The sequence below is a fragment of the Pantoea sp. 9140 genome (genome assembly GCF_000745295.1).
Taxonomy (GTDB): Bacteria; Pseudomonadota; Gammaproteobacteria; order Enterobacterales; family Enterobacteriaceae; genus Pantoea; species Pantoea vagans.
Genome location: NZ_JQNO01000001.1, coordinates 502,472 through 518,570 on the forward strand (window position 1 = coordinate 502,472; position 16,099 = coordinate 518,570).

The 16,099-nt window shown below is 55.3% G+C and carries 15 protein-coding genes; 12 read left to right on the forward strand and 3 right to left on the reverse strand.

The features are described 5' to 3' along the window. From lpxD to FA92_RS02190, 11 genes are all read left to right on the forward strand, one after another. Nucleotides 1–1,026, forward strand: coding sequence for a UDP-3-O-(3-hydroxymyristoyl)glucosamine N-acyltransferase (gene lpxD / locus FA92_RS02140; protein WP_033781937.1), 1,026 nt, complete (start codon nucleotides 1–3; stop codon nucleotides 1,024–1,026). Nucleotides 1,027–1,178: 152 nt separating this feature from the next. Then, nucleotides 1,179–1,634, forward strand: coding sequence for a 3-hydroxyacyl-ACP dehydratase FabZ (fabZ, locus tag FA92_RS02145; RefSeq protein WP_003852639.1), 456 nt, complete (start codon nucleotides 1,179–1,181; stop codon nucleotides 1,632–1,634). Between the two features lie 3 nt (nucleotides 1,635–1,637). Continuing rightward, a complete protein-coding gene (gene lpxA, locus FA92_RS02150; RefSeq protein WP_013356847.1) occupies nucleotides 1,638–2,426 on the forward strand; it encodes an acyl-ACP--UDP-N-acetylglucosamine O-acyltransferase in 789 nt (262 codons plus the stop codon). 3 nt (nucleotides 2,427–2,429) lie between these two features. Next, nucleotides 2,430–3,578, forward strand: coding sequence for a lipid-A-disaccharide synthase (lpxB, locus tag FA92_RS02155; protein ID WP_013356848.1), 1,149 nt, complete (start codon nucleotides 2,430–2,432; stop codon nucleotides 3,576–3,578). Further along, nucleotides 3,571–4,197: a ribonuclease HII gene (rnhB, locus tag FA92_RS02160; protein ID WP_013356849.1), complete on the forward strand. Its 627-nt coding sequence runs from the start codon at nucleotides 3,571–3,573 to the stop codon at nucleotides 4,195–4,197. The genes lpxB and rnhB overlap by 8 nt, the downstream gene beginning before the upstream one ends. Nucleotides 4,198–4,228: 31 nt before the next feature. Next, on the forward strand, nucleotides 4,229–7,711 hold the full coding sequence (dnaE, locus tag FA92_RS02165) for a DNA polymerase III subunit alpha (protein ID WP_013356850.1): 3,483 nt from the start codon (nucleotides 4,229–4,231) through the stop codon (nucleotides 7,709–7,711). Between the two features lie 12 nt (nucleotides 7,712–7,723). Beyond that, on the forward strand, nucleotides 7,724–8,680 hold the full coding sequence (gene accA / locus FA92_RS02170) for an acetyl-CoA carboxylase carboxyl transferase subunit alpha (protein ID WP_013356851.1): 957 nt from the start codon (nucleotides 7,724–7,726) through the stop codon (nucleotides 8,678–8,680). A gap of 169 nt (nucleotides 8,681–8,849) precedes the next feature. Further along, nucleotides 8,850–11,000 (forward strand): lysine decarboxylase LdcC, encoded by a 2,151-nt coding sequence (locus FA92_RS02175; RefSeq protein WP_013356852.1) that lies wholly within the window; start codon nucleotides 8,850–8,852, stop codon nucleotides 10,998–11,000. Between the two features lie 64 nt (nucleotides 11,001–11,064). Then, nucleotides 11,065–11,454, forward strand: a complete 390-nt coding sequence (locus tag FA92_RS02180; RefSeq protein ID WP_013356853.1) for a VOC family protein — start codon at nucleotides 11,065–11,067, stop codon at nucleotides 11,452–11,454. Nucleotides 11,455–11,506: 52 nt separating this feature from the next. Further along, entirely contained in the window at nucleotides 11,507–12,823 is a 1,317-nt protein-coding gene (gene tilS, locus FA92_RS02185; RefSeq protein WP_033781939.1) for a tRNA lysidine(34) synthetase TilS, read from the forward strand. Nucleotides 12,824–12,825: 2 nt separating this feature from the next. Further along, nucleotides 12,826–13,134 carry a cytochrome c gene (locus tag FA92_RS02190; RefSeq protein WP_013356855.1) on the forward strand — a complete coding sequence of 103 codons (309 nt, stop codon included), beginning with the start codon at nucleotides 12,826–12,828 and terminating at the stop codon, nucleotides 13,132–13,134. A 40-nt stretch (nucleotides 13,135–13,174) separates the two neighbouring features. Here the strand turns inward: FA92_RS02190 and rof are convergent, their stop codons facing one another. Both rof and FA92_RS02200 read right to left on the reverse strand, forming a co-directional pair. Further along, nucleotides 13,175–13,435: a Rho-binding antiterminator gene (gene rof, locus FA92_RS02195; protein WP_013356856.1), complete on the reverse strand. Its 261-nt coding sequence runs from the start codon at nucleotides 13,433–13,435 to the stop codon at nucleotides 13,175–13,177. Next, complete coding sequence (locus FA92_RS02200; RefSeq protein ID WP_003852623.1) at nucleotides 13,422–13,622, reverse strand: YaeP family protein; 201 nt, start codon at nucleotides 13,620–13,622, stop codon at nucleotides 13,422–13,424. Before FA92_RS02200 ends, rof begins: the two co-directional genes overlap by 14 nt. A gap of 217 nt (nucleotides 13,623–13,839) precedes the next feature. Here FA92_RS02200 and arfB point away from each other — a divergent pair, with 217 nt between their 5' ends. Then, the gene (gene arfB / locus FA92_RS02205) at nucleotides 13,840–14,250 is read left to right on the forward strand and encodes an alternative ribosome rescue aminoacyl-tRNA hydrolase ArfB (RefSeq protein WP_033781940.1); all 411 of its coding nucleotides are present in this window, start codon (nucleotides 13,840–13,842) and stop codon (nucleotides 14,248–14,250) included. Nucleotides 14,251–14,368: 118 nt separating this feature from the next. Here arfB and proS read toward each other — a convergent pair whose 3' ends face one another. Beyond that, complete coding sequence (gene proS, locus FA92_RS02210) at nucleotides 14,369–16,087, reverse strand: proline--tRNA ligase (RefSeq protein WP_033781941.1); 1,719 nt, start codon at nucleotides 16,085–16,087, stop codon at nucleotides 14,369–14,371. Between the last annotated feature and the right edge of the window lie 12 nt (nucleotides 16,088–16,099).

Consider the following 16,099-nt stretch of genomic DNA (forward strand, 5'->3'; position numbering starts at 1 on the left):
ATGTCATCTATTCGACTGGCTGATTTAGCCCAGCAGTTGGATGCAGAATTGCACGGAGATGGCGATATCGTCATCTCCGGCATTGCTTCTATGCAATCCGCCACAACTGGCCAAATCACTTTTCTTGCAAACAGCCGTTACCGCGAGCAACTCGCCCTGATAAAGGCCTCAGCCGTGGTGCTGACGGAAGCGGATCTGGAGTGGTGCAAAACCGCAGCGCTGGTAGTCAAAAATCCCTACCTGACCTATGCGCGTATGGCACAAATACTCGATACCACGCCACAGCCGGCGCAGAATATCGCCCCCAGCGCAGTCATCGATCCCTCAGCGCGACTTGGCAATAACGTTGCCATTGGTGCCAATGCGGTGATCGAAGCGGACGTTGAGCTGGGTGATAACGTAGTCATTGGTGCGGGATGCTTTGTGGGCAAAAAAACCTGTATCGGCAGCGGAACCCGCCTCTGGGCCAACGTCTCTGTGTATCACGAGATCGAAATCGGCCAGGATTGTCTGATTCAGTCAGGTACCGTCATCGGTTCTGATGGTTTCGGCTATGCCAACGATCGCGGTAACTGGGTGAAAATCCCGCAGTTAGGCGCGGTAATTATCGGCGATCGCGTCGAAATAGGTGCCTGCACCACCATCGATCGCGGTGCGCTTGATAACACTCTGATCGGCAATGGTGTTATCATAGACAACCAGTGCCAGATCGCTCACAACGTAATTATTGGCGACAATACTGCGGTTGCAGGCGGTGTGATCATGGCGGGTAGTTTGAAAATTGGGCGTTACTGTATGATTGGCGGTGCCAGCGTCATTAACGGCCATATGGAAATCTGTGACAAAGTAACGGTGACCGGTATGGGTATGGTCATGCGTCCTATCACAGAGCCTGGTGTCTATTCGTCAGGCATTCCGCTGCAACCCAACAAAACCTGGCGCAAAACTGCAGCGCTGGTGATGAACATCGATGACATGAGCAAACGCTTAAAAGCCATCGAGCGCAAGGTCGGCAAAGACGACTAACCGCCATCCCAAAACTGACCGGCTTTCATAATAAAAATGTTAAGCAGGGAAGCCCGGCGCCACAGAACCTATTTGCGGCCTGCGGAAGATCATTTTGATCTGTGCAGGCCGTGTTATTGATGTCATCAGATTTTTAGGACAGGAAGAGTATTTTGACTACTGAAACTCATACTCTGAAAATTGAAGAGATTTTAGAGCTGCTGCCGCACCGCTATCCGTTTCTGCTGGTAGACCGCGTGCTGGAATTTGAAGAGCACAAATACCTGCGTGCAGTGAAGAACGTTTCTGTTAATGAACCGTTTTTCCAGGGGCATTTCCCTGGTAAACCGATTTTTCCTGGCGTTCTGATCCTGGAAGCGATGGCGCAGGCCACCGGTATTCTGGCGTTTAAAAGCGTAGGTAAACTGGAACCAGGTGAACTCTATTACTTTGCCGGTATCGACAGTGCCCGCTTCAAGCGCCCTGTGGTACCAGGCGACCAGATGATCATGGAAGTCACTTTCGAGAAAACCCGCCGTGGTCTGACCCGCTTTAAAGGCGTGGCGACTGTCGATGGTAAAATCGTTTGTGAAGCGACCATGATGTGTGCCCGCAGCCGGGAGGCATAATTCGTGATTGATCCAACCGCCACTATCCATCCCAGTTCTGTCATCGAAGAGGGCGCTGTTATTGGCGCCCGCGTTCACATTGGCCCGTTTTGCTTTATTGGCGCGAATGTTGAAATCGGTGAAGGAACGGTACTGAAGTCACACGTTGTGGTGAACGGCCACACGCGTATCGGTAAAGATAATCAGATCTATCAGTTTGCCTCGATTGGTGAAGTGAATCAGGATCTGAAATATGCCGGTGAGCCAACACGGGTTGAGATCGGCGATCGCAACCGCATCCGTGAAAGCGTGACGATTCATCGCGGCACCACGCAGGGTGGCCATGTCACCACGGTGGGCAGCGATAATCTGCTGATGGTCAATGTCCACATTGCGCATGACTGCGTGATTGGCAACCGCTGTATCTTCGCCAACAACGCCACCCTGGGTGGTCACGTGACGGTCGATGATTTCGCCATCATTGGCGGCATGACAGCGGTACATCAGTGGTGCATCATCGGTGCTCACGTGATGGTTGGTGGCTGTTCCGGCGTAGCGCAGGATGTACCGCCTTACGTTATTGCGCAGGGCAACCACGCGACGCCGTTCGGGATCAATATCGAAGGTCTTAAACGCCGTGGCTTCAGCAAAGAGTCGTTGCACGCCATTCGCAACGCCTACAAGCTGCTCTATCGCAGCGGCAGAACGCTGGAAGAAGTGAAGCCGGAAATCGAAGCCATCGCGCAGCAGCACAGCGAAGTGCAGCCTTTCTACGACTTCTTCACCCGTTCAACCCGTGGATTAATTCGTTAATCCATGTCAGCGCGTCCTTTAACGATTGCCCTGGTCGCCGGAGAAACCTCCGGCGATATTCTTGGTGCAGGTCTGATTCGTGCCCTGAAAGCCCGTCATCCTGATGCACGCTTTGTCGGCGTGGCGGGTCCCTTAATGCAGGCGGAAGGGTGTGAAGCCTGGTATGAGATGGAAGAGCTGGCGGTGATGGGCATTGTTGAGGTGCTGGGCCGCCTGCGACGTCTGCTGACAATCCGCCGCGATCTCACCCGGCGTTTTACCGAACTCAGACCCGATGTCTTTGTCGGGATTGATGCGCCCGATTTCAATATCACGCTGGAAGGCAACCTTAAACGCACGGGCATTCGCACGATCCACTATGTCAGTCCCTCGGTGTGGGCATGGCGGCAAAAGCGCGTGTTTAAAATTGGTCGTAACACCAATCTGGTGCTGGCTTTCCTGCCGTTTGAAAAAGCCTTCTACGATCGCTATAACGTTCCCTGTCGCTTTATCGGCCATACCATGGCGGATGCCATGCCGCTGCAACCTGATAAGCAGGCTGCGCGTCGTCATCTCGGCATTGCCGATGATGCACTCTGTCTGGCTTTGCTGCCCGGCAGCAGAGGCGCAGAAGTGGAAATGCTCAGCGCTGATTTCCTGAAAACAGCGCAATTGTTGCGTCGTCACTATCCGGCACTGGAAATCGTGGTGCCGCTGGTTAATGCCCGTCGCCGCGAACAGTTTGAAAAAATTAAAGCTGACGTCGCTCCTGAGCTGCCGATGCATCTGCTGGATGGTCAGGGACGTGAAGCGATGATTGCGAGCGATGCCGCACTCCTGGCGTCAGGTACTGCCGCACTGGAGTGCATGCTGGCAAAATGCCCTATGGTCGTCGGTTATCGCATGAAGCCGGCCACGTTCTGGCTGGCGAAACGGCTGGTAAAGACGCCTTATGTCTCTCTGCCGAATCTGCTGGCCGGGCGTGAGCTGGTCAAAGAGCTACTGCAGGATGAGTGTCAGCCAGAAGCCCTGGCCGCGGCGTTAGATCCACTGCTGCATGCCGGGCCTGAGCGCGAAACCCTGCTGCAGACGTTTCATGAATTACATCAACAGATCCGCTGGAACGCCGATGAGCAGGCAGCGGATGCGGTACTGGAGCTGGTGAATGCCTGATTTTATCTATCCTGTCGCCAGACTGATTGCCGGTGTGGACGAAGTGGGGCGCGGTCCGCTGGTCGGCGCGGTGGTCACTGCTGCCGTCATCCTCGACCCGGCTAATCCGATTACCGGTTTGGCTGACTCCAAGAAATTGTCGGAAAAGCGCCGCCTGTCATTGTATGACGAAATCAAAGAGAAGGCGCTGGCCTGGAGTCTGGGACGTGCAGAGCCGGAAGAGATTGATCAGCTCAACATTCTGCACGCCACTATGCTGGCGATGCAGCGCGCCGTTGCTGGCCTGAGTATTCAGCCCGACTATGTGCTGATTGATGGTAATCGTTGTCCGGCGTTGCCAATGCCTTCACAGGCCGTGGTGAAAGGGGATAGCCTGGTGGCCGAAATCAGTGCAGCCTCCATCATCGCCAAAGTGTCGCGCGATCGTGAAATGGCCGAGCTGGATCTGCTGTTCCCGCAGTATGGTTTTGCGCAGCACAAAGGTTATCCGACGGCGCTGCATATGGAAAAACTGACGCAGTATGGCGCCACGCCGCACCACCGTCGCAGTTTTGCGCCTGTACGCAACGCGCTGCTCGACGCTGAAGTACTGGCTGCCCGCCAGATCCTTACGCTTTAATAGCCTGACGCTGTTTTAACCGGAAACTGATATGGCTGAACCCCGTTTTATACATCTGCGTGTCCATAGTGACTATTCGATGGTTGATGGCCTGGCGAAAACCGGGCCGTTGATCAAGAAGGCGGCTGCCCTTGGCATGCCTGCTATCGCGATTACCGACTTCACTAACCTTTGTGGTCTGGTGAAATTTTACGGTGGCGCACACAGCGCAGGGATAAAGCCGGTCATTGGTGCCGATTTTAACGTTGCCAGTGAGCTGATGGGAGATGAGCTGACCCAACTGACCGTGCTGGCGTCCAGTGATACCGGATACCAGAACCTGACGCTGTTGATCTCCCGCGCTTATCAGCGTGGTTATGGCGTGGACGGACCGATCATCGATCGCGACTGGCTGATTGAACTGCAGGAAGGGTTAATTCTGCTGTCGGGCGGGCGACGTGGCGACGTGGGCCGCAGCCTGTTGCGTGGCAACAATGCCCTGGTTTCGCAGTGTCTGTCGTTTTACCAGCAGCATTTCCCCGATCGCTACTATCTGGAACTGATCCGCACCGGTCGTCAGGACGAAGAGAGCTATCTGCATGCCGCCGTTGAACTGGCGATTGCCGAGGGCATCCCGGTCGTCGCCACCAATGAAGTCTGCTTTATCAACGCAGAAGATTTCGATGCGCACGAAATTCGCGTTGCCATTCACGACGGCTATACGCTGGACGATCCCAAGCGCCCGCGCAACTACAGTCCTCAGCAATATATGCGCAGCGAAGAGGAGATGTGCGAGCTGTTCTCGGATATCCCGGAAGCGCTGGAAAACAGCGTAGAGATTGCTAAGCGTTGTAACGTGACTGTCCGGCTCGGTGAGTACTTCCTGCCGCAGTTCCCGACCGGCGATATGACCACTGAAGATTATCTGGTGGTGAAATCCCGTGAGGGACTGGAAGAACGTCTGGTCTTCCTGTTCCCGGACGAGGCTGAGCGCGCGGAAAAACGCCCGGAATATGATGAGCGTCTGGAAATTGAACTCAACGTTATCAACCAGATGGGATTCCCCGGCTACTTCCTGATCGTAATGGAGTTCATCCAGTGGTCCAAAGATAACGGCGTGCCGGTCGGACCGGGCCGTGGTTCGGGTGCGGGTTCGCTGGTGGCCTATGCGCTGAAAATCACCGATATCGATCCGCTGGAATTTGACCTGCTGTTTGAACGCTTCCTGAACCCGGAACGTGTTTCGATGCCCGACTTTGACGTCGACTTCTGCATGGAGAAACGCGATCAGGTGATTGAACACGTCGCCGATATGTACGGTCGTGAAGCAGTTTCCCAGATTATTACCTTCGGTACCATGGCGGCGAAAGCGGTTATCCGCGATGTGGGTCGCGTGCTGGGGCATCCTTACGGCTTTGTTGACCGTATTTCAAAACTGATCCCGCCCGATCCCGGCATGACGCTGGAAAAAGCGTTTATTGCTGAACCACAACTTCCTGCGATGTATGACGCAGATGAAGAGGTTAAAGCGCTGATCGACATGGCGCGCAAGCTGGAAGGGGTTACGCGTAACGCCGGTAAGCATGCGGGTGGCGTGGTCATTGCGCCAACGAAGATCACCGATTTTGCGCCGCTCTATTGCGATGAGCACGGCCAGTTCCCGGTCACCCAGTTCGATAAAAATGATGTGGAATATGCCGGCCTGGTGAAGTTCGACTTCCTGGGACTGCGAACGCTGACCATCATCGACTGGGCACTGAAGATGATCAACCCGCGCCGGGAAAAAGAGGGACTGGAGCCGATCGATATCGCCGCGATCCCGCTGGATGATAAGAAAAGCTTCGATATGCTGCAGCGCTCGGAAACCACCGCGGTGTTCCAGCTTGAATCGCGCGGCATGAAAGATCTGATTAAGCGTCTTAAGCCTGACTGCTTCGAAGATATGATCGCACTGGTAGCGCTGTTCCGTCCTGGTCCTCTGCAGTCCGGCATGGTAGATAACTTCATCGACCGTAAGCATGGCCGTGAAGCGATCTCCTATCCCGATATCCAGTGGCAGCACGAGAGCCTGAAGCCAGTGCTGGAGCCAACGTACGGCATCATCCTCTATCAGGAACAGGTGATGCAGATCGCCCAGGTCCTGTCCGGTTACACTCTGGGCGGTGCAGATATGCTGCGTCGCGCCATGGGTAAAAAGAAACCCGAGGAGATGGCTAAGCAGCGTTCAGTTTTCCGCGACGGTGCCGAAAGCATGGGCATCGACGGCGAACTGTCGATGAAGATCTTCGATCTGGTGGAAAAATTTGCAGGTTATGGCTTTAACAAGTCACACTCTGCGGCCTACGCACTGGTCTCCTATCAGACGCTGTGGCTGAAAGCGCACTATCCGGCTGAGTTTATGGCGGCGGTGATGACCGCCGATATGGATAACACCGAGAAAGTGGTCGGCCTGGTCGATGAGTGCTGGCGGATGGGGCTGAAGGTCCTGCCGCCCGATATTAACTCCGGTCTCTATCCGTTCCACGTTAACGAAGCGGGCGAGATCGTGTACGGCATAGGCGCGATCAAAGGCGTGGGCGAAGGTCCGATCGAAGCGATCATCGACGCCCGTAACGAAGGCGGCTATTTCCGCGAACTGTTTGATCTCTGCGCCCGTACCGACACCAAAAAGATCAACCGTCGGGTGATGGAGAAACTGATCATGTCCGGGGCCTTTGATCGCCTCGGACCGCACCGCGCCGCGCTGATGAGTGCACTCAGCGACGCGCTGAAAGCGGCCGATCAGCACGCGAAAGCGGAAGCGATTGGTCAGGCGGATATGTTTGGCGTGCTGGCAGAAGAGCCAGAGCAGGTGGAGAAATCATACGCCAGCGTCACGCCGTGGCCTGAGCAGGTGCAGCTGGATGGTGAACGGGAAACGCTGGGGTTATACCTGACCGGCCACCCGATTAATCAGTATCTGAAAGAAATTGAGCGTTACGTTGGCGGGGTGCGGCTGAAAGATATGCATCCTACCGATCGGGGTAAAATTACCGTGGCGGCCGGTCTGGTGATCGCCGCGCGGGTAATGGTGACCAAACGCGGCAACCGAATTGGTATCTGTACTCTGGACGATCGCTCCGGTCGTCTTGAGGTGATGTTATTTACCGATGCGTTAGATAAATACCAGCAGTTGCTGGAGAAAGACCGAATCCTGATCGTCAGCGGACAGGTCAGCTTTGATGACTTCAGTGGTGGGCTTAAAATGACCGCGCGTGAAGTCATGGACATCGACGAAGCTCGCGAAAAATACGCGCGCGGACTTGCTATCTCGCTGACGGACAGGCAAATTGATGACCAGCTATTAAACCGACTCCGTCAGTCCCTGGAACCCCATCGATCAGGGACTATTCCGGTGCATCTCTATTATCAGAGAGCCGACGCGCGAGCGAAGCTGCGCTTTGGTGCAGCGTGGCGTATTTCGCCCAGCGATCGTTTACTTAACGATCTGCGCTCGTTGATTGGATCGGAGCAGGTGGAACTGGAGTTTGACTAGAACAGGAACATTATGAGTCTTAATTACCTGGATTTTGAACAGCCAATTGCAGAACTGGAAGCGAAGATTGATTCGCTGACCTCAATTGGTCGTCAGGATGATAAACACGTTAATCTGGATGAAGAAGTTCAGCGTCTGCGTGAGAAAAGCGTTGAGCTGACCCGTAAAATCTTCGCCGATTTGGGCGCATGGCAGATTGCCCAACTGGCACGCCATCCTTTACGTCCTTACACCTTTGACTACGTTCGCAACGCTTTCGACGATTTCGATGAGCTGGCGGGCGACCGTGCTTATGCGGATGACAAAGCGATTGTCGGCGGGATTGCGCGTCTTGATGGACGTCCGGTGATGATCATCGGGCACCAGAAAGGCCGTGAAACTAAAGAGAAGATTCGCCGTAACTTCGGCATGCCTGCACCGGAAGGCTATCGTAAAGCGCTGCGCCTGATGGAGATGGCTGAACGTTTCAAAATGCCAATCATCACCTTCATCGACACACCGGGTGCTTATCCGGGCGTGGGCGCGGAAGAGCGTGGGCAGTCTGAAGCGATTGCCCGCAACCTGCGTGAAATGTCTGGCCTGAAAGTGCCGGTGATCTGTACGGTCATCGGTGAAGGCGGTTCAGGTGGCGCGCTGGCGATTGGCGTAGGTGATAAAGTGAATATGCTGCAGTACAGCACCTATTCAGTGATCTCACCAGAAGGTTGCGCCTCCATTCTGTGGAAAAGCGCTGACAAAGCGCCGCTGGCCGCCGAAGCGATGGGCATTACCGCGCATCGTCTGAAAGAGCTGAAGCTGATTGACTCCGTGATCCCTGAGCCGCTGGGTGGCGCACATCGCCGTCCGGTGGATATGGCGCAGTCACTCAAGCAGCAGCTGCTGGCTGACCTGGCCGACCTCGATGGATTAACCACCGAAGAGCTGCTGGATCGTCGTTATCAGCGTCTGATGAGCTACGGCTACGCCTGATTTTAGCTCATCCATAAAAGCGGACTCCGGTCCGCTTTTTTTATGCCGCCAGTTCAGCCCCCGCACGCGGTCTGACGCCTTTCAGCCTCATCTGATCGTCCCCTTGCTACACCTTCCCTGAGTTAGCGGTTATGCTTGTCCGGTTCCACAACAATCAGGGAGAGGGGCATTGAATATTCTGGCGATCATGGGCGCGCACGGCGTGTTTTATAAAGATGAACCGTTACGCGAACTCGACGCGGCGTTAAATCTGCAAGGCTTCCAGCTGCTTTACCCGAAAAACAGTGACGATCTGCTGAAGCTGATCGAACACAATCCGCGTATCAGTGGCGTGATCTTCGACTGGGACGCGCACAACAGTCCGGAACTGTGCGGCGAGATTAATCAGCTCAATGAATACCTGCCGCTGTATGCCTTTATCAATACCCACTCGCAGATGGACATCAGCATCAATGAGATGCGCATGCCACTGCACTTTTTTGAATATGCGCTGAATGCCGCCGACGATATCGCGCTGCATATCCGGCAGTATACCGATGACTATCTCGACCACATTACCCCACCGCTGACCAAAGCACTTTTCACCTATGTGAAAGAGGGCAAGTACACCTTCTGCACGCCGGGCCATATGGCGGGTACCGCATTTCAGAAAAGCCCGGTAGGCTGTTTGTTCTACGACTTCTTCGGGGCCAATACGCTGAAGTCGGACATCTCTATTTCAGTGACCGAGCTGGGTTCGCTGCTGGATCACACCGGCCCGCACCTTGAAGCGGAAGAGTACATCGCACGCACGTTTGGCGCCGAGCAGAGTTACATGGTGACCAATGGCACCTCGACCTCGAATAAAATTGTCGGCATGTATGCGGCACCGGCGGGCAGCACCGTATTGATCGATCGCAACTGCCACAAGTCTCTCACTCATCTGCTGATGATGAGCGATCTGGTTCCCATCTGGCTGAAGCCGACCCGCAATGCGCTGGGGATTCTCGGCGGTATCCCGAAGCACGAGTTCACCCGCGAGAGCATTACGCAGAAGGTCGCGACCACCGATCGCGCTACCTGGCCAGCGCATGCGGTGATCACCAACTCCACTTACGATGGGCTGCTCTACAACACCCAGTACATTAAAGAGACGCTGGATGTGCCGTCGATTCATTTCGATTCGGCCTGGGTGCCATATACCAATTTCCATCCGATTTATGCCGGTAAAAGCGGCATGAGTGGCGATCGTATTCCGGGCAAGGTGGTATATGAGACGCAATCGACCCACAAACTGCTGGCGGCGTTCTCGCAGGCCTCCATGATTCACATTAAAGGCGACTACGACGAACAGACGTTTAACGAAGCCTACATGATGCACACCACCACCTCACCCAATTACGCTATTGTCTCCTCCATTGAAACTGCCGCCGCCATGCTGCGCGGTAACCCCGGTAAGCGGTTGATCAATCGCTCGGTGGAACGTGCCTTGCACTTCCGTCGGGAAATCCAGCGCCTGCGCGAAGAGTCTGACAGCTGGTTCTTCGATATCTGGCAGCCGGAACAGATCGATGAAGCGCAATGCTGGGCGATCCAGCCCGGCGAAGAAGAGTGGCATGGATTTACGCAGGCCGATCGCGATCACATGTACCTCGATCCGATCAAAGTCACTATCCTGACGCCAGGCATGAGTGAGCTGGGTGAAATGGCGGAAGAGGGGATCCCGGCCGCGCTGGTGGCGAAGTTTCTCGATGAGCGCGGCATTGTAGTGGAGAAGACCGGCCCCTATAACCTGCTGTTCCTGTTCAGCATCGGCATCGACAAAACCAAAGCGATGAGCGTGCTGCGCGGTCTGACTGAGTTTAAACGCGCCTATGATCTCAATCTGCGCGTGAAAAACATGCTGCCGGATCTCTACGCTGAAGATCCCGACTTCTATCGCAATATGCGCATTCAGACGCTGGCGCAGGGGATCCATCAGCTGATCCGCCATCACGATCTGCCGCGTCTGATGCTGCAGGCATTTGATGTCCTGCCCGAAATGAAGATGACGCCGCATCAGGCGTTTCAGCAGCAGGTGAAGGGCAACATCGAAACGGTGGACCTCAGCGAACTGGTCGGGCGGGTGTCGGCCAACATGATCCTGCCTTATCCGCCGGGCGTTCCTCTGGTAATGCCGGGCGAGATGATTACCGAAAAGAGCCGTGCGGTGCTCGATTTTCTGCTGATGCTGTGTAGCATCGGCCGGCACTACCCGGGATTCGAAACCGATATTCACGGTGCCAGCCTGACGGAAGAGGGCGAGTATCGCGTCCGCGTACTGAAAAACGACCTCGCGTAACCCTTTAAATCACTATCAGCGGCAGGCGGTCTGCGGACAGCCTGCCCCAATCAGGAAATTCACTATGTTGCAGTTAACCGCTATTCACCACATCGCCATCATCGCCTCCGACTATCAGCGCAGCAAAGCGTTCTATTGCGACGTGCTGGGCTTTCGTCTGATGGGCGAAGTTTACCGCGAGGCGCGTGACTCCTGGAAAGGGGATCTGGCCTTACAGGATCGCTATACCATTGAGCTGTTCTCTTTTCCCGCGCCGCCAGCACGCGTCAGTCATCCCGAGGCGTGTGGCCTGCGTCATCTGGCCTTTACCGTGCCCGATGTGGCCGCTGCCGTTGCGACGCTGGCCGATAAAGGCGTTGTCTGCGAGCCGATTCGCATTGATGAACTGACCGGTAAACAGTGTACGTTCTTTGCCGATCCGGATGGTTTGCCGCTGGAGCTTTATCAGGCGTAAAATAGCGCGCTCAGCGGGCGACATTCGGTCGCCCGATTATCCGGATTCTGCCATGCCTTTGCCCGCTTTTGACGCCCTGTTGCAACCTGATGCCGCGCTGGTAGTCGCATTCAGTGGCGGACTCGATTCAACGGTGCTGCTGCATCAGCTTCTCGGCTGGCAGCAGCAGCATCCTCAGTCGCACCTGCGGGCGTTGCATGTACATCACGGTCTCAGCCCAAATGCCGATGCATGGGCCGCCCATTGCCAGACGATATGCGAACAGTGGCAGCTGAGATGTGACGTGTTGCGCGTGACGGTGGATGGCAGGGAAAATGGGATTGAAGCAGCTGCCCGCACCGCCCGTTATCATGCGCTGAGCGCCGCGCTCAAGCCGGGCGAGATATTGCTTACCGCGCAGCACCTCGACGATCAGTGTGAAACCTTTCTGCTGGCGCTGAAGCGCGGCAGTGGTCCGGCCGGGCTGGCAGCAATGCCTTTATCGCGCATGCTGGGTACGCATCAGCTGGTGCGTCCGCTGCTGAATCAGTCGCGACAGTCGCTGGAAGCTTATGCCGACGTCCATCAACTGGTGTGGATAGACGACGAAAGTAATCAGGATCTTCGCTACGATCGTAACTTCCTCCGCCAGCGGCTGCTGCCTGAGCTTAATCAGCGCTGGCCCCATTTTGCTGAGGCAACGGCCCGAAGTGCGGCATTGTGCAGTGAGCAGGAGCAGTTACTGGATGAGCTGCTTGCCGGGCAACTGGCCGAGCTGATCCAGCCTGACGGCAGCCTCAATTTTCCACCTTTAATGAACATGAGCACGCTGCGCGCTAACGCGTTATTGCGCCGCTGGATCGCCGGACAGGGTGGAGCGATGCCATCACGGGATGCGCTGAAGCGTATTCGCGATGAAGTGATGGCGAGCCGGGAAGATGCACAGCCCCGGCTACGCTTCGGCCAGGCTGAATTGCGTCGTTTCCGTCAGCAACTCTACTGGCTGCCGTTATTCACGTCACTGCGCGACACCGAGCTGGCATGGCCCGATATCCGCCAGCCGCTATCATTACCGCAGAACCTCGGTACGCTGCGTGCCAGCATGTCGCAGAGCCTGTTGCGCTATCCTCTGCCGGATGAGCAGATCAGCGTGCGGTTCCATGCGCAGGGTCAGGTCCATCTGGTGGGCCGCAATGGCGGAAGAGAAATGAAAAAGCTGTGGCAGGAGTTACAGATACCGCCGTGGCAGCGAGAACGGCTGCCGTTAATTTTTTATAACCAGACGCTGGTCTGTGTGCCGAATCTCTTTGTCACACACGCGGGCGCGGCCAGTGATCAGCAGGGCTGGCAGATAGTCTGGGACAGGGCATCCCGCTCAGGAGAGCAATAACAATGAAGCAATGGCTTATCGTCTGTTTAGTGGCCGCCGTATTACCGGCATGGGCGGCGGGTGATGCGCAGCGCGGCGCAGAAAAAGCGGCCAGTTGCATGGCGTGTCATGGCGCAGCGGGCAAAGCGGCGGTGCCGCTCTACCCAAACCTGGCCGGACAACACGCCCCTTATCTGGAGCATGCGCTGCAGGCGTACAAAAAGGGCGAACGCAGTGGCGGTCAGGCTGAGGTCATGAAGGCGTTTGTGGCGGGATTAAGCGATAGTGATATGGCGGATCTGGCGGCATACTACGGTTCGTTACAGCCCTGACGTTTAACAGGGCGGGAAGGTCCCGCCCGGAATACGTGGATTACTCTGCGCTGACCACGACCGTACCCAGTTCGGGATGGGTAAAGCTGGCGATATGGTCGAGACGTAATTCGCGATGCTCACCGGAAAGATCGATAGCCAGATATTCCACATTCTTGCGTGAGAAGATCTCTTTAGCCTTTGCCTTGAGCTGCTCGCCATCTTTCATTTCCAGCGACAGCATCCATTGGTTCTGGCAGGCGAGCTCCAGATTATCGTAATCATCGCAATTGATAGGTTGGTACGCTTCATTTATCAACATAGTCGCTCACCAATAAGTTAGCAGCGGCGTAAGCCGCCTGTTCCCTGACAGAAGAGTTTAGCTCAGTATTTGCGGCAATATCATTAAGCGCCTTTAATGCGCAGCCAATCGCATCCGGTATGTAACCTAAATCCCCGCTGCCGATTTCGGCATATTTCCGGCGAACTAACTCACAATAATTTTGCACGTGGCCCTCCTCAGCAGAGCGTAAATACTCTGGTTAACTGGCGACTATATCATAGCCATTTAGAGGAAATCAGCCTGCGTAAAGCAGGATCAGTGCGCGAATCACTGCTAAAGTGACAGATTCCGCTGTCTGAGACGGAATGAATCAGAGCACAAAAGGTTAATTTGATGAACAGGTTATCAGAGGTCAACGTGATTAAGGTGTGGGGAGCGCGCTAATGATTATGCTATCCCGTTCGGTTGAGATTCCGGAGAGTGAGATCGAGCTGACGGCGATTCGTGCCCAGGGGGCGGGCGGACAACATGTCAACAAAGCCAGTACCGCCATTCATCTGCGCTTCGATATTGCGGCCTCTTCACTGCCTGCGTTTTATAAAGAGCGGTTGCTCACCGCCAGCCATCATCTGATTACCGGTGAGGGCGTGGTGGTGATCAAGGCGCAGGAGTATCGTAGTCAGGAAATGAATCGTGAAGCGGCATTGCAGCGTCTGGTCAATCTGATCCAGGAGTTGAGCACTGTCGAAAAAGCCCGGCGCGCCACGCGCCCGACCCGCGCGTCGAAAGAGCGTCGTCTGGAAGGGAAATCACGCCGCAGTACGACTAAATCGATGCGCGGCAAAGTGCAATAAAAAACGCCCCGCAAGCGGGGCGTTTGTTTCCTGGGCAGGCCCGGTCTCAAAGCAACCGGGCAAACTCTTCAGCTATCAGACGCCCCTCAGGAAAGGCATCTGACCGTTCCTTCAAAGCTTACTTATTCAGAGCCTTCAGCAGGAAATCAACGATTTCATCCTGCTTAATCATCTGCTTCTCACCGGCGCGACGTGATTTATATTCAATCTCCTGATTGTCGAGATTGCGGTCGCCGATGACGATGGTGTGTGGCACACCGATCAGTTCCATATCTGCGAACATCACGCCTGGACGCTCTTTACGGTCATCCAGGATAACTTCAACGCCTTTGGCACGCAGGGTGGCATACAGCTCTTCCGCCAGCTCTTTAACGCGGAACGATTTCTGCATATTCATCGGCAGAATCGCCACCTCGAACGGTGCTAGTGCATCTGGCCAGATGATGCCGCGATCGTCATGGTTCTGCTCAATGGCTGCGGCAACCACGCGGGTGATGCCGATGCCGTAGCAGCCCATGCTCATCACCTGATTACGGCCATCTTCACCCTGAACGGAGGCTTTCAGCGCGTCAGAATACTTGGTGCCGAGCTGGAAGATGTGACCGACTTCGATGCCGCGTTTAATCTGCAGCGTACCTTTGCCATCCGGGCTTAAATCGCCTTCGACCACGTTACGGATATCCGCCACGCTCGCCAGCGGCAGATCGCGCTCCCAGTTAATGCCGAAGTAGTGTTTACCATCGACGTTGGCACCGGCGCTGAAGTCGCTCATCTTCGCCACGGTACGGTCAGCAATGATTGGCATCTGCAGGTCTACTGGTCCAATGGAACCCGGACCGGCTCCCACTGCCGCGCGAATCTCTTCTTCTGTCGCGAACACCAGTGGTGATGCCACGATAGCTGACTTCTCGGCTTTGATCTCATTCAGCTGATGATCGCCGCGAACCAGCAGGGCAACCAGTGCATGACCGCTCTCTTCAGCACCTTTAACAATCAGCGTTTTCACTGTCTTTTCAACAGGCACACTGAATTGCTCAACCAGCTCCGCGATGGTTTTGGCATCTGGCGTCTCAACCAGCTGCATCTCCTGCGACGGCGCAGCACGTTCACCGGCGGGGGCGACGGCTTCGGCCAGCTCAATGTTGGCGGCGTAATCAGAATCGGTAGAGAAGATCACATCATCTTCACCGCTCTGCGCCAGCACCTGGAACTCATGTGATGCGCTGCCGCCGATAGAGCCGGTGTCGGCCTGCACGGCACGGAAATCCAGGCCCATACGGCTGAAGATCTGGCTATAGGCGCGATACATCGCATCATACGTTTCCTGCAGCGATTCCTGTGAAACGTGGAATGAGTAAGCATCTTTCATGATGAACTCGCGTGAACGCATCACGCCAAAGCGTGGACGCACTTCATCACGGAATTTGGTCTGAATCTGATACAGGTTGAGCGGCAGTTGCTTATATGAGCTCAGCTCATTGCGGATGAGGTCAGTGACTACTTCTTCATGCGTCGGACCCAGCACGAAAGGACGCTCGTGGCGATCGGCAATACGTAACAGTTCCGGGCCATACTCCTCCCAGCGACCGCTCTCCTGCCACAGGTCGGCGGGCTGCACAACCGGCATTAAAATCTCAACCGCGCCCGCGTTGTTCATCTCTTCGCGCACGATATTTTCGACTTTCTTCAGCACGCGAACACCGGTCGGTAACCAGGTGTACAAGCCAGAAGCCAGTTTGCGGATCATACCGGCGCGCAGCATCAGCTGGTGGCTGATCACTTCAGCGTCGGAAGGCGTCTCTTTCTGAGTAGAGAGCAGATATTGAGTAGTACGCATTGATTACGGTTC